Raw genomic sequence first — 14,107 nt, forward strand, 5'->3', positions numbered from 1 at the left:
CACGGTGCTCTCCCGAGGAGGTCTCCATGTGCATCTGTCCGCAAGGACAACCGTCGTTCGCGGGTCCGCGATGAGCCGGCCGGACGGGACGGGTTTCGTCGCGGCCATGACGGCGTTGTACCGCGCCGGGGAGCAGGACGACCTGTGCGCGCCCTTCCTCGCCGCGTTCCCCGTCGACAGCGTCGCGATCTCCACGCTCGGCGACCCACTCGGTTCCGAGACGGTCGGCGCCAGCGACGACTCCGCCGCGCGCTGGGACGAGATCCAGCTCGACCTCGGCGAGGGCCCGTGCTGGGAGGCACTGGACCGCGGGGCACCGGTCCTGGTGCCGGACCTGCAGGACACCGAGACCGTGCGGTGGCCGCTGGCACTGCATGCGCTCCGAGCGACCCAGCTCGGAGCGGTGTTCGCGTTCCCCATGCACGTGGGCCCGATCCCGGTCGGCGCGGTCGACCTCTTCGGGAGGGCATCCGTGTCCCTCCGGCCCTCGGTCGTCGAGGACGCGGTCACCATGACCGGCCTCGTCGCCCGACACGTCCTGCACCGGGCCCTGGTGCGGACTGAGCGTGCCGAAGAGGGCACGTGGAACACTGGGAGCAGTTCCGGGCGGTACTCGCGACGCGAGGTGCACCAAGCCTCCGGGATGATCGCGGCACAGACCGGGGCCGGAGCCGCAGATTCCCTGTTGCTCTTGCGGGCGTTCGCACACACGGCCGGACGACCGGTCCTGGAACTGGCCGCGGACGTGATCGCCGGGCGCGTGGACTTCACGGACCACGACGAGCACGAATGAGCGGGAAGGAACCCACCATGGCGCGGACCCGAGAACAGCACCTCGTCGACACGTTCGTCACGCTCACCGACACCCTCGTCTCGGAGTACGACACCGTCGACCTGCTGCAGACGCTCGTCGACAACGCCGCCGCCCTGTTCGACGCGTCGGCGGCGGGCATCCTGCTGGTCAACGAGCAGCAGGAGCTCGAGGTCATCGCCTCGACGAGTGAGCGCAGCACGTTCATCGGCCTGATGCAGCTGGACGCCGGCGAAGGGCCATGTGTCGAGGCCTTCACGAGCGGCATGACCGTGATCGTCGAGGACGCACGTTCGATGCGCCGTCGATGGCCGCGCTTCGCCGAGCTGTCCGCCGAGCTCGGGTACGCGTCGGTCCACTCGATCCCGCTCCGGCTGCGCGACACGACACTCGGCTCGATGAACCTGTTCCGCGAATCCGAGGGCACGCTGAACCGGAACGACGCCGTCGCTGCGCGGGCACTCACCGATGTGGCCACGATCAGCATCTTGCAGCAGCGGTCGGCCGAACAGGCCGTCCTGGTGCAGGAGCAGCTCAAGCGGGCCCTTGAGAGCCGGGTGTCGATCGAGCAGGCCAAGGGCTTCCTGGCGCACACCTACCGGCTCGACCTGGACACCGCGTTCGACGTGCTCCGCAAGTACGCTCGGTCGCACCAGTCACGGATCGCCGAGGTCGCGCGGGACGTCGTCAACCGGGTCATCGTCATCCCGCCGCCGACCGCGCCTGACCCGCAATCCGAGTCCGAGTCCGAGTCCGAAGGACGCTGACCCGCGCGACCCGCCTGGCAGACGAGACCGGCCGGGCGCGGGATCAGAAGTCGCGCCCGACCGGTGGCTCGTGGTGGGTGACGCGACGCCGCCGGCAGTGCTGCCGGGGGAGCCGTCGTCCCCGCTCGTCAACGGACCCGACTGCCGTCGCAGCGACACGGTCGTGTCAGCGACACGGTCGTGTCAGCAAGACGTTCGTGTCATCGACGCAGGTGGTTCCGGCGGCCGGGGACTGGGGCTGCTGGCAGCAACGCTAGAGGTGTCCGCCCGGCGGCGCAAGATCCAGTTCAGTCAGTCCCGCCCACGCCGCAACGTGTCGCTCGGCCGCTCGCCGAACCGGTCCCCGTAGGCGCTCGCGAAGCGGCCGAGGTGGTTGAACTGCCAGTCGCGGGCGACGTCGGCCACGGTCGCAGACTCACCGTCCTCGAGCTCGCGACGGGCACCGTCGAGACGCAGGTCGCGCAGGTACTTCGTCGGGGTGGTCTCGAGGTCACGCGCGAAGGCGTTCTGCAGCCCGCGCACGCTCAGGCCCGACGCTTCGGCGAGGTCGTCGAGCGTCAGGGGGGACCGGGCCTCGTGGTGCATGAGGTCGACGGCGCGGGCGACCGACGACGAGGTCATGCTCGGCGCGGCGCGGACGGGGAAGGTCCCGACGACGGCGTCGGCGACGCGGGCGTTGAGGATCGCACGCTCGGTGCCGGTCACGGACGCCGCGGTCAGGTCGGGCGTCGACCGCCGGAGTTCTGCCTGCAGGCGTCGGAGGGCGTCCGTCCCGTCGGGCTCCTCGTCGAAGACGAGGGGACCGCGCAGGTGGATGCCCCGATCCGCCAGGGCTCGGCGCAGCAGCCCCTCGGACAGGTGCAGCATCGAGACCTTGCGCGTGTCGGCCGAGAAGTCGTAGACGACGCTGCCGGACAGCAGCATCGGACGGCCGGGCGTGGCGGTCCGCGTGTCGGCCGCCTCCGGGGTGATCGTCGCGGTGCCGTCGCCGATCCAGAAGACGATGTGGTCACGACGTGGTTGCATGCGCCCGACCCGCGTACCCTCGACCGTGGCACCGCGCATGGACAGGTCGGCGTCGCCGGCGCCGGCGTACTGGAACTGGTCGAGGGACCCGTCCACCCCGTCGGCGAGCCCGTAGGTCGCCTCGAGCTCTGCGCCGCGGTGCTCACTGACCGTCTCCACCCGGTACCTCCGGAAGGTGGGCGGCCGTTCCGGGAGCGGCATCGCCGTCACGGGCTCATCCTGACACGGCGGGTGTCCGGACCGCGACCCGCGTCCACGGGGTGTCGCGTCCGCGCGGTCCGGACGCGACCCGGTGCCGGACGGGAGGCCCGGTGTCGGCCCGCCCCGCGCCTCCAGTCCGGTCGTGGGTCACGCCGGACGCGCGTCATCGCGCGATCTCGACCACGCGTGTGGCCCGGTCGACGAACGCGTCGTCCGACGTGGTGACGACGGCGGCGAGGCCGGTGTGCTCGACGAGGTCCACGACGAGGTCGACGATGCCGGCGGCCGTCGCGCTGTCGAGCTGCGCCGTCGGCTCGTCGGCGAGCAGCAGGCCCGGGCGGCCGACGACGGCGCGGGCGATCCCGACCCGCTGCTGCTGCCCGCCGGAGAGCTCATCGGGCCGCTGGTGCTCGTGGCCGCTGAGGCCGACCCGCGCCAGGGCGTCGGCGACCGCGGCGTCGCGCTGGACGGGGTCGGTGCGCCGGATGCGGAGCGGCACCTCGACGTTCTCGGCGGCGGTGAGCACGGGCAGCAGCGCGAAGTCCTGGAACACGATCGCGAGCCGGTCGCGGCGGAGCGCGCGGAGTTCGTCGTCCCCCTGGGTCGACAGGTCCGTGCCGTCCAGGGCGACCGTGCCGCGTGTCGGCCGTTCGAGGCCCGCGAACAGCCGGAGGAGCGACGACTTGCCCGAGCCGGAGGCACCGCGGACCACGACGAGCTCGCCTCGGTCGGCGCGCAGGTCCACGTCGTGCAGGACGCGCAGCGTGCCGGCCCCCGTGACGACGTCGAACCCGACCCCGGAGGCGTCGAGCACGGGCGCGGTCACCGTGCCACCTCGTCGTCGCCGCGCCGCAGCAGGACGTGGTCGTCCTGCAGGGACAGGCGGACGCGGTCCCGCAGTCCGAGCGCCCGCTGGAAGGACTCCGGGAGCTGCAGCCGACCGGCGTCGTCGATGACGGCGAACTCCTCACCCGACGCGTCGCCGAGGTCGTCGCGGATCGTCTCCGTCGATGTCCGACCGTCGCGGATCCGCACGGTCCGACGCACCTGCTCGGCAACCGTCTGGTCGTGCGTGACGATGAGCACCGTGACGCCCTCGTGCTCGTTGACCGCCCGCATGGTCGCGAGCACGGCGCGGGCAGCGTCGCGGTCGAGCGCTCCCGTCGGCTCGTCAGCCAGCAGGACGCGCGGTCGGTTGGCGAGGGCGACCGCGATCGCGGCGAGCTGCTGGACACCACCGGCGAGCGCCTCGGGCAGGCGGTCGGCTTCGTCGGCGATCCTGACCAGGTCGAGCACGGTGCGGACTCGGTCCGTGCGTTCCTGGCCGCGAACGCCCGCGACGGTGAGCACCGCGGCGACGTTCTCCGCCACGGTCAGGTACGGCACGAGGTTCCGGGAGGTCTGCTGCCAGACGAAGCCGACCGCGCTGCGGTGGAACGCCGTGCGGCCGCGACGGTCCAGGGCGCCGAGGTCCACGTCCGCCACGACGGCCTGTCCGGCTGAGGGCGCGTCGAGGCCGGACAGGATCCCGAGCAGGGTCGACTTGCCGCTGCCCGATGCCCCGACGAGCGCGACCATCTCGCCGGACCGGACCACGAGGGTGAGGCCCTGCAGGGCCTGGACCTCCACGTCGCGGGAGCGGTAGATGCGCACGAGGTCGCGGCAGACGATGTCGGGTGTGGTGCTCATCGGGTCCTCCCGGGATCGGTCTGACGAGGGCGTGGGCGCCGGTCGTGGCGCCCGTCGCGGTGGACGGTCCGCGGAGCCCCGACCTGGACCGCCGCTGCCAGGACCGCGGCGAGCGCGAGGACGACGCCGATGCCGACCACCGCGAGCAGGACCGGGTCGACCGCGACGCCCGGTCGGACGTCCCCGCCCGTGAACGAGCGCAGGTCGGCGGCGGGCAGGGTCGTCGCGACGACGGTACCGGCCACGACCAGGCCCGTCACGAGGGACGCGAGCAGGAGCGGGAGCGTCTCGGCCGCCACGACGGCCGCGAGCGTTCGCCGGTCGGCGCCGGACACCGCCAGCAACGCACTCCGCCTCCGGTGCACCGCCCCGGCCAGCACGGTCGCGACGGCGAGGGCACCCGCGCCGAGCACACCTCCCAGGACCGCTGCCGCGAGGGCGAACACCCGGGTGCCGGGCAGCCGCGGGTCCGCGTCGAGCGAGCGCTGCACGCCGTCGGCCGTGACGACCGACCCGGACGGGACGGCGGACCGGATGGCCGAGGCGACCTGGTCGGCACGGGCACCGGCGGTGGTCCGGACCAGGACGCGGTCGACGCTGCCGGTGTCGGTCACCGCGTCGGCGTTCCGCGCGTCGACGAGCACCCACCGTCCTGCCGGCGTGAAGGGCGACACGTCCGGCGCGGTCGCGACGATCCGGGTGTCCGTGCCGAGCACGCTCGAGTCGCGCCCGGTCGCGTCGGCGAGGGAACGCGAGGCCACCAGGTCGACCCGGTGGGTGTCGCGGTCGCGGAGCGCCGTCGGGACCGGGAGTGCTCCCGGGACGCCGTGCTGCACCCGTGCGAGACGGGCCGTGTCCGCGACGATCACGGTCGCCTGCACCGTGCCACGTGCGGTGTCGAACGCGACCTCGTCGGACGTCGAGACCCCGACCGCGGCGGCGACCCCGGGCAGGCGCGCGATCCGGTCCACCTGGTCCGCGTCGAGCGCGACCGAGGTGACGGCGACGTCGGCTGCGACGCTGCGTCGTGCCGCCTGCGCGACGCCGTCCTCGAGGGTGCTGCCGACGACGGTCGCGAACAGGGCGACGGCGATGCCGATCACCGCCACGACGAGGGGGACCGCCTGTGCCGTGGCGGTGCGCGCAGCGGTGGCGACGCCGACCAGCATCGCCAGACCCGGTCGCCGTCGTCCGCGGTCGACCACACGCGCGAGGACGACGGGCAGCAGGCGGAGCGCGACGACGACGCCGGACGCCGCGAGCAGCAGCGGGACCACGGCGGCGAACGGGTCGACCGCACCGTCCGGAGCGCTCGTGCTCAGGCCACTGCGCACCGAGACGACGACGGCCGCGGTCGTCGCGACGAGGACCGCCCCCTCGACCAGGAGCCGGAGCGGACGTCGTGTGACACCCACCTGCCGCGTCGGGGCGAGCGCCGCGGCCGCGAGACACGGCACCGCCACCGCGACCAGCGCGGCGACCACCGCCGGTGTCACCGCGGGGACGGACCCGCCGAGGGGTGACCGGCCGACCAGCCACGCCAGGACCGCCCCGACGGCGGCACCGGGCACGGCGGCGACGGCCACGAGACCGGCCGCGAGGGCGCGGAGGCGCAGGGCGGAGGCCCCGCGGGCGCCGAGCAGGCGCAGCACCGCGTCCGCGCGCTCGAGGACCAGGCGGGCGAGGATCGCGGCGAGGACCACGAGCGCACCCGCGGGTCCGGACGCCAGCGACGCGGCGAGCGTACCGACCGTGGCGTCGCGGGCGGCGGCGGCACTGAGGACCTCCGGCAGGTCGGTGGTGAACGCGGTCGACCCGGACGCCGTGCCGGGCATCGGGTGCCGCGTCGTCAGGAACCGTCGCGTGGCGTCGACCAGCGCCGGGCGACCCGGGGCGCTGACCGCGGCGGGTCGCACCGGGAACCAGGCATGCGCCTGCGTGGTGCGCCCGCCCGACGCGACGGCTCCGTACGAGCCCGGCGCCGTGAACGCCGTGCCGATCCGGCTCACGCCCCCGGTCGTGGTGTTCGTCCGCCCCGCGCGCAGGGTGGTCGGGACGTGCGCCCACGTCGGGTCGGCCGCGTCGACCGGCCGGTACACGCCGACGAGTCGGAGTGCCGTCGCACCACCGCCGATCGTCCGGACGCTGCCGAGGGGCCAGTCGACCGCGGCCTGCACCGACGGGGAGACGGCCACCTCGATGGTGGACGGGTCGGATGTCGCTCGTGGCGCGCGACCTGCCGACCACCGGACCAGGTCTGCCACCGCGCGGTCGGACGTGAGCGCGAACGACGCGGGAACCCGGGACGGTTCGGCGTCGAGGTCGAGGTAGGGCGTCGCCGCGTACGCGCCGGCCGCCCCGGTGACGGAGCGGAGTGCGGGGGGCATCGACCGGCGCACGGCGACGAGGTCCTGGTCGAGTGCGTCGAAGGCCCGTTGCGCCGATGCTGGCGACGCGTCGTCGTCGGACAGGGCGAAGGTCGCCTCGAGGTCGCGCTGCCCGACGGCGGCCCGGCTGACGTCCCCGCGCGTGCCGGCGGTCGCGAGTCCAGTCAGCACCGGCAGCGCCGAACCGCCGAGGAGTGCGGCGACGAGGGTGACGACCGCGACGGCGACCAGGGGCGCTCGGTGGGCGCCGAGCACGCGGCGGGCGGCCACGCCCTGGCCGCTGGATCGGAGGAGCGCCGGGCGGTGCAGCGCATGGCGGCCGCTCACCGTGGGTCGCCCTCTGCGACGACCCGGCGGGATCGGCGGGCAGCGACGAGTGCGGTGACGCCCGTGCCGAGCACGATCACCGCGGGGACGGCCAGCGACCACGGGGAGACGATGTCCGGCGTGGCGGTGACCAGTCCTGCCGCACCCGGGACGGTCGCGATCGCGAACGGTGCGACGACGGCGGCGACGGTCGCCCCGCCGCCGACGGTGCCCGCGACGACCGAGCCGAGCACGGGGACGACGAGCTCGGTGAACCGGGCACGCGCTGCCGCTCCCGGCTCGACCCCGAGCGCGCGGAGGACGCGGGAACGCTGGCGCTCGGCGGTCGTGACGACGGTGCCGACGACGGCGAGCAGCGCGAGGAGCGCCCCGAACCCGGCAACCACGCCGAGCACCCCGACGGCGGGCGCGAGCACGGGCGACGAGGACACCGACGCCGCGGTCGACACCGTCCCCGACACCGTGCGCACCCGGGCGACCTCAGCCGCCACGGCGCGCGGGTCCGCCGCGGCGAACCAGGTCTCGTCGACCCGGGGCACGGAGCCTGCGGTGCCCGAGACGGCGGGGCCGCCGAGGACGGCCGCGTCGACCAGGGTCGGCAGGTCGGCAGCCACTGCGCTCGTGCTGCCGCTGCCCGGGACAGCCGCCACCGTCCCGACCACCCGTGCGTGCAGGGTGCGTGCGGTCGACGCGGCGTCGAGGTCGAGCGCCGACCCGCGGTGCAGCCCGAGTCCATCGGCGAGGCCCTCGCTCACCACGACGGGCAACCGGTGGTCGATCGCCGGGCGCCCGAGCGGGATCCGGGACGGGCCGGACAGGTCCTCGAGGACGGTGTGCCCCGTCGCGCGGACCACACCGAGCACCGACGCGTCGACGCGGACCCGGAGCCGTGTGCCGTCGGCGACCACGTCGGTCTCGGGCGGCCGGGCGGTGAACGACACCGTTTCCTCGACCGCGAGCACCCGCCAGCGTCGCGCAGCCCCCGTCGGGTCCGCCGGCAGGTCCGCGGCGAGCCGTGCGGACGCACCGAGGCCGACTCCGGCGCCCGATCCAGACCCAGACCCAGACCCAGACCCAGACCCAGACCCAGACCCTGCCTCGCCCCCCGGCACGGCTCCGGCTCCGGCCGCGTCCGCCGTGACGAGCGGGAGCGCCACCGCCACACCGTCGTCGTCGACCGCCCAGAGCGTCGACTCGACCGACCCGCCGGCGTCGGACCGGGTCGTCCCGTCGAGGGTCGCGGACCCGACCCGGACGTCGACGACCACACGCCCGGTCCCCGCGGGCAGGGCCGTCCCCGCACGACCCGGCGTGGGCGTCCCGGCGAAGGCCGTCGCACCGGCGTTGCCGGTCACCCCGCGGGCCGCGCCGGCCGGCATCGCGACGAGGGGCACGGTGCGTCCACCGACGGTGACCCGGTCCGTCAGGACCGGGGTCGCTGCGGAGGAGCCGGTGACCAGTCCGGAGCTCGGCACGGTCGACGCCGCGCCCTCGCCCACCGCGTCGTCGCCATCGGCCGTGACGCGGACGGCCGGGCCGACGAGCGCGTCCGCCGTCGCACGGTCGACGGCGGCGTCGGTCGCGGACAGCCCTGCTGCCAGGCAGCCGGCCGCGACCGACATCGCGACGAGGACGACGACGGGAGCGACCGACGCGAGCTCACGGGACAGCCGCCGCGCGACGAGCGACGGCAGGAGACGCCGCGTGCGGGCGGCCGCACGTGCGGCGAGCCCGGCGGCGACCCCGACGAGCACGACCGTGACCAGGGCGGTCGCGAGCACGCCGAGCACGGGGGACAGGGCGGCGACGGGATCGGTGGTGACACCGGCGTCCGTGGCACGGACCGGGACCCCGACCGTGAACAGCCGCCAGGTCGCGAAGCCGGCGGCACCGACGCCGACGAGCGCCACGACCACCGCGCGCCCCGTGCCCGCTCGACGGGTCGGCGCGGGACGTCGTCCGCCGACGACCGCGCCGACGAGGACGGCCGCCAGCACGGCGACCGCCGGCGTCACCACGCCCGCGACCGATGGGATGACGGCGCCGCGGCTCACGACGGGCACCAGGGCCGCGGCACCGACGACCCCGACCACGGCGCCGGCAGCGCCGACGACCAGCGTCTCGAGGCCGGTCCACCGCACGAGCTGTGCGCGTGTCGCCCCGCGCGCGGTGAAGAGCGCGTCCTCACGGGACCGAGCGTCCCGCAGCAGCGTGGCCAGCACCCCGAGTGCGACGAGCGCGAGCACGGCCGAGACCACCACGCCGATGCGGACCACGGCGCGCGCGGTCGCGATGCCGAGGTCGATCCGACCGAGCGTCGACGCGAGCGACCCCTCGACGTCCGCCCCGGCGAGCGCACCGTCGTCCGCACCGGTCGCCGTCCGGACGCTCCGGAGTCCGCGGAGCAGTTCGTCCGACGACACCAGGCGCCCCTGCACGGTGACGGGCGTCACGGTCCATGACGCCACGGCGGTGTCCGACGCTGCCGACACCGTCCGCACCGGCACGACGACCGGTCCCGCCACCCCGGCGTCGGTGCCGGAGCCGACGTCCGACGCGCCGGCCCACCGGGGCGCGAGCGGGTCGTCGGCGCGCCACGTCGCGGCGATGCGGAGCTCGACACCACCCGCGGAGCCGACGTGCACGACGTCGCCGACCCGCAGACCGAGTCGTGCGGCGGCGTCCGCCTGCACGGCGGCCGGGACCGGTCCGGCGGCGGTGTCCGGCGGCCACGCGCCGGTGACGACGTGGGCGACGGACGGGAGGTCCGGGACGGCGGCGAGCCGGGCCTCCTGTCCGGTGCTCCCCGCGTCCACGGCCACGGTCGCCGACGCGGACCAGGTCACGGTCGCGCTCTGCGCGGGCAGGCGGTTGCCGATCGCGGTGTCGACACTGCGGCGCTGCTCGGCAGGTCGGTCGGCGAGGGGCTGGCTGACGACCGTGCCGGCCGCACGGGCGGGTTGCGCGGCGAGCACCGCAGCGGCGCCGGCCTGCGCGCCCGCGTCGCCGACGGACAGCGCCAGCAGGGGTACGGCGACGGCGACAGCGACGACGGTGGCGAGGGGGACCAGCAGTGCGATCCGGGCGCGGGCACGGGCGACGAGCAGACTCCGTCGTCGCACGTGCACCCCCCGGGTCTTGACCTCGCCGCCATCATCGCGCACCGCGGGGGGCCGGCAGGACGACACGCGCTGTGCGCACCGGTCGACACGACCGGATGTCGTCCCGACGGCGCACGGCGGTGCAGGATCGGTGCGTGGAATCGCGTGCACACCCCAGCCGGCCCGACGTCACGACGACCGAGATCGTCGGGGGTCCGGAGCCCCTCACGGTCGGTCTGCACCCCGCGGACGACTCCTGGCCGGCGACCTACCGCGAGCACGAGCGGCGGATCCGCTCGGCGATCGGGTCGGCGCTGGCGGTCGACGTCGAGCACATCGGGTCCACGTCGGTGCCGGGGCTGGCGGCCAAGCCGATCGTCGACCTCGTCGTGGCCGTGCCCGACATCACCGACGAGGACGCCTACCTGGGGCCGCTGCTCGCCGCCGGCTACCGACTGCGCGTCCGGGAGCCCGGGCACCGCCTGGTCCGGACGCCCGAGCGCGACGTGCACGTCCACGTGTACGAGCGGGGCGCCCCGCAGGTGGACGCCTACCTGCTGCTCCGCGACCACCTGCGTGCGGACCCGGCGGACCGGGCACTGTACGAACAGACGAAGCGCGACCTGCTGGCGCAGCAGTGGGACGACATGAACGCCTACGCCGACGCCAAGACCTCGGTGATCGAGGCGATCAAGGACCGGGCGCGCGAGCGGCAGCACGGACGCGGCGGCGCCTGACCAGGCTGCACGGCCGTGCACGCGCCTGACCGGGTTGCACGGCCGTGCACGCGCCTGACCGGGCTGCACGGCCGTGCACGCGCCTGACCGGGTGACGACGGGCGTGTGGAAGGATCGTCTGGTGGACGAGCGGGCAGCACCGGTCGCCGTGGTGATCGCGGCGATGAGCGAAGAGGTCGACGCCTTCGCCGACCTGATCGGCGGGGTCCCGTCCGAGTACGGCCCCGTCGGCGGCCACGACGGACACCAGCTGCTCGACGTCGACGGCGCCACGGTCGCCGTCCGTCGCAGCGGCATCGGGTTCACGAACGCGACCGCGGCCGTCGCGCACTGCTTCCACGACTTCGGTGCCGTGCCCGTCATCAGCGTCGGGACGGCCGGCGGGCTCATGCACGGGGTGGCCATCGGCGACGTCGTCGTGGGGGACCGCTACGTCAACCTCAACGCCGACGCCACGGCGTTCGGCTACGCGCTCGGACAGGTGCCGGGCATGCCGACCGGCTACGCCCCGGATCCCCGCATGGTCGCACTCGCACTGGGTGCGAAGACCGGGCACCGACTGCGGTCGGCGACGATCGGGTCGAGCGAGGTCTTCGTGACCGAGGACCGCGCGCGCGTGCTCCGTGACGCCTTCCCGACCGTGGCGGCCGTCGACATGGAGTCGGCCGCCATCGCCCAGTTCGCGCACGTGCACGCGATGCCGTTCGTCTCGGTCCGGGGCATCAGCGACCTGTGCGCACCGGACGGCGACGAGTTCCGTCTGCACCTCGACGACGCCGCGGCCCGGGCGGCCGAGGTCGTGCACGACGTCGTGCGGGGCCTGGCCGCCTGACGTCGACGCGGCCCTCGGCGGGTGGCTCCTGGCAGACTCCACACGGGGACTCCGGGCGGTCATCTTCGGGTCGAGCGAGAGGCTGGTGGTGTCCGTGCGGACGATGACGTTGCGTGTCCGGGAGTCGTTCTGGTTCCTGCCGGCGCTGCTGGGCATCGCGGCGATCGTCCTGGCCGAGGTGCTGGTGGCGGTCGACCGGGCGGTCATCGACGGTGGTGTCCGGATCGCGGTGCTCGACTCCCTGAGCGCGAGCGGCGGCCGGTCCACCCTGACGACGATCGGCACGGCGATGCTGACCATCGCGGGCACGTCGTTCTCGATCACCATCTCGGTCCTCGCCACGACCTCGTCCACCTACGGCCCGCGCCTGGTCCGGAACTTCATGGCCGACCGGGCGAACCAGTTCGTGCTCGCCGCGTTCACGGCGACGTTCCTCTACGCGATCGTCGTCGTCCGCTCGGTCCACACGGACGTCGACGACGGTTCCGCGTTCGTCCCCGTCATCGCTGTGCACGTGGCCGTGCTGATGGGGATCCTCGACGTGGGCGTCCTGGTCTTCTTCATCCACCACATCGCGACGAGCGTGCAGATCACCTCGCTGCAGAAGCAGGTGCAGGTGGACCTGGTGGCCGCCGTCGACCAGGCCTTCGTCGACCGGGACGACGCGCACGACGCCGTCACCGTCGCACCGCACGGGCCCGACCGCGAGGGTGGCAGGACGATCCGCGCGGCGCAGGACGGCTACGTGCAGTCGGTCGAGTGGGAGCGCCTGGTCTCGTGGGCCGATCGGCACGACCGTGTGCTCGACCTGTGCGTGATGCCCGGTGACCACGTCATCGTCGGGGATCCGATCGCAGTCGTGCACGTGGCCGACACGGCGACCGACGGGGGAGCAGTGGACGACGACGGCACCGGCGACGGGGCCGCCAGGCAGGTCCGCGCCTGCATCATGACCGGGACGGCCAGGACCCCGCTCCAGGACGTCCGCTTCGCGCTGCAGCAGCTCGTCGAGATCGCGGTGCGCGGGCTTGCGACCGGCTCGAACGACCCCTACACGGCGGTCAGTGCGCTCGACATGGCGGCGGTGGCGCTCGTGCCCGCCTGGCGTGACGGCGAGCGGGTCACCGGGTACCTCGACGACGACGGGACGGTCCGCGTGACGCCGCACTGGCCGCTGCTCGAGGACCTCGTCGACTCGGTCTTCGAGGGCGTCCGCACCTACGGGGAGGACCAGCCGATCGTGCTGCGTGCCGCGCTGCGGTTGGCCGAGCGACTCGCCGACGCCGGGAGGGACGCACGCGCGGCGTCGGCCGAGCAGACGGCGTCGGTGCTCCGGACGTCCCTCGACCGAGCCGAGCGGGACGTCCGGAGCTGAACCCGCCGACCGGGTCGTGCCGTCGCGGCACGGACCCGGTCCGACGGGGAACGACGCCGGTGCGGTGTGGAACGCACCCCTGGTGCGGGTCAGGACCCGGACCCGCAGCGCGGGTCAGGACCCGGACGTCGGGCCCTCGGTCGGGGCGGACGGCGCGTCGGACGGCTTCGGAGCGTCGGACGGCTTGGGCGCGTCGGTCGGCGGGGTCGGCGCGTCCTTCCCGTCCTTGCTGCCCTTGCCGGCACCGTCCTGGGCGGTCGGCGGCTTCGGTGCGTCCTTCGGCGGCGTGGGAGCGTCGCCACCCGGGGCCGGAGCAGCACCGGCGGCCGGGCCGCAGGTCGCGCCGGCACCACCGGGGCCACCGGCCGCCGGACCGGCGGCGGGTCCGCCCGCGGCAGGACCCCCGGAGGGCGCGCCCGACGGCGCACCGGACGGCGCACCCGACGGCGCACCCGACGGTGCACCGGTGGGGGCCGAGACGGGCGTGCTGCCCCCGTCGTTGCCCGCGGCGACCGCGGCCGTCACCCCGACGCCGCCGATCAGGACCGCGACGATCGCGGCACCGATCCCGAGCCGTCGACCCAGACCGGAGCGGCGCGCGCTCGACTCGGCGGGTGCGGCGGAGGCCATGGGGAGCTGGTGGTGCGGGAACTGCTCGGTGGGCTGTCCGTCCGCGTCTCGGCGGGGGAACTCGCGGGTCGGCTCGTCGTTGTTCGTCATGGTGTCTCCAGTTCGTCTCCGGCTGCTGCCGGGCCGGCGGTCCTGCCGGTGACGACCACGCTCGGAGTCAGATCTGAAGCATCACTGAAGCATCTCGCGTGCACAGGTTGCGCCCAGCTGCTTCCATGCTCGGT

At 74.9% G+C, this 14,107-nt stretch carries 11 protein-coding genes; 5 read left to right on the forward strand and 6 right to left on the reverse strand.

What is annotated here, in order from left to right:
- The first annotated feature begins 106 nt into the window (after nucleotides 1-106).
- Together DEJ13_RS08800 and DEJ13_RS08805 are read left to right on the forward strand one after the other, a co-directional pair.
- Nucleotides 107-793 (forward strand): GAF and ANTAR domain-containing protein, encoded by a 687-nt coding sequence (locus DEJ13_RS08800; RefSeq protein ID WP_146245180.1) that lies wholly within the window; start codon nucleotides 107-109, stop codon nucleotides 791-793.
- 17 nt (nucleotides 794-810) lie between these two features.
- On the forward strand, nucleotides 811-1,578 hold the full coding sequence (locus DEJ13_RS08805; protein ID WP_111106191.1) for a GAF and ANTAR domain-containing protein: 768 nt from the start codon (nucleotides 811-813) through the stop codon (nucleotides 1,576-1,578).
- 291 nt (nucleotides 1,579-1,869) lie between these two features.
- Here the strand turns inward: DEJ13_RS08805 and DEJ13_RS08810 are convergent, their stop codons facing one another.
- The 5 genes from DEJ13_RS08810 to DEJ13_RS08830 all read right to left on the reverse strand — a co-directional run bounded on the left by DEJ13_RS08810 (nucleotide 1,870) and on the right by DEJ13_RS08830 (nucleotide 10,330).
- Entirely contained in the window at nucleotides 1,870-2,763 is an 894-nt protein-coding gene (locus DEJ13_RS08810) for a helix-turn-helix transcriptional regulator (RefSeq protein ID WP_146245181.1), read from the reverse strand.
- A gap of 205 nt (nucleotides 2,764-2,968) precedes the next feature.
- Entirely contained in the window at nucleotides 2,969-3,631 is a 663-nt protein-coding gene (locus tag DEJ13_RS08815; protein ID WP_111106192.1) for an ABC transporter ATP-binding protein, read from the reverse strand.
- Nucleotides 3,628-4,494, reverse strand: coding sequence for an ABC transporter ATP-binding protein (locus tag DEJ13_RS08820; RefSeq protein WP_111106193.1), 867 nt, complete (start codon nucleotides 4,492-4,494; stop codon nucleotides 3,628-3,630). Before DEJ13_RS08820 ends, DEJ13_RS08815 begins: the two co-directional genes overlap by 4 nt.
- Nucleotides 4,491-7,208, reverse strand: coding sequence for a permease-like cell division protein FtsX (locus tag DEJ13_RS08825; RefSeq protein WP_146245182.1), 2,718 nt, complete (start codon nucleotides 7,206-7,208; stop codon nucleotides 4,491-4,493). Before DEJ13_RS08825 ends, DEJ13_RS08820 begins: the two co-directional genes overlap by 4 nt.
- Nucleotides 7,205-10,330 (reverse strand): FtsX-like permease family protein, encoded by a 3,126-nt coding sequence (locus tag DEJ13_RS08830; RefSeq protein ID WP_146245183.1) that lies wholly within the window; start codon nucleotides 10,328-10,330, stop codon nucleotides 7,205-7,207. The genes DEJ13_RS08825 and DEJ13_RS08830 overlap by 4 nt, the downstream gene beginning before the upstream one ends.
- 134 nt (nucleotides 10,331-10,464) lie before the next feature.
- Here DEJ13_RS08830 and DEJ13_RS08835 point away from each other — a divergent pair, with 134 nt between their 5' ends.
- The 3 genes from DEJ13_RS08835 to DEJ13_RS08845 all read left to right on the forward strand — a co-directional run bounded on the left by DEJ13_RS08835 (nucleotide 10,465) and on the right by DEJ13_RS08845 (nucleotide 13,253).
- Nucleotides 10,465-11,046, forward strand: a complete 582-nt coding sequence (locus tag DEJ13_RS08835; RefSeq protein WP_258374035.1) for a GrpB family protein — start codon at nucleotides 10,465-10,467, stop codon at nucleotides 11,044-11,046.
- Between the two features lie 121 nt (nucleotides 11,047-11,167).
- The gene (mtnN, locus tag DEJ13_RS08840) at nucleotides 11,168-11,878 is read left to right on the forward strand and encodes a 5'-methylthioadenosine/S-adenosylhomocysteine nucleosidase (protein WP_111106195.1); all 711 of its coding nucleotides are present in this window, start codon (nucleotides 11,168-11,170) and stop codon (nucleotides 11,876-11,878) included.
- Between the two features lie 103 nt (nucleotides 11,879-11,981).
- Complete coding sequence (locus DEJ13_RS08845; protein WP_146245184.1) at nucleotides 11,982-13,253, forward strand: DUF2254 domain-containing protein; 1,272 nt, start codon at nucleotides 11,982-11,984, stop codon at nucleotides 13,251-13,253.
- 114 nt (nucleotides 13,254-13,367) lie between these two features.
- On the opposite strand, the gene DEJ13_RS08850 is transcribed toward DEJ13_RS08845, so the two are convergent.
- Nucleotides 13,368-13,973, reverse strand: a complete 606-nt coding sequence (locus tag DEJ13_RS08850) for a hypothetical protein (RefSeq protein ID WP_111106197.1) — start codon at nucleotides 13,971-13,973, stop codon at nucleotides 13,368-13,370.
- Between the last annotated feature and the right edge of the window lie 134 nt (nucleotides 13,974-14,107).

This window comes from Curtobacterium sp. MCLR17_007, assembly GCF_003234655.2.
Classification (GTDB): Bacteria; Actinomycetota; Actinomycetes; order Actinomycetales; family Microbacteriaceae; genus Curtobacterium.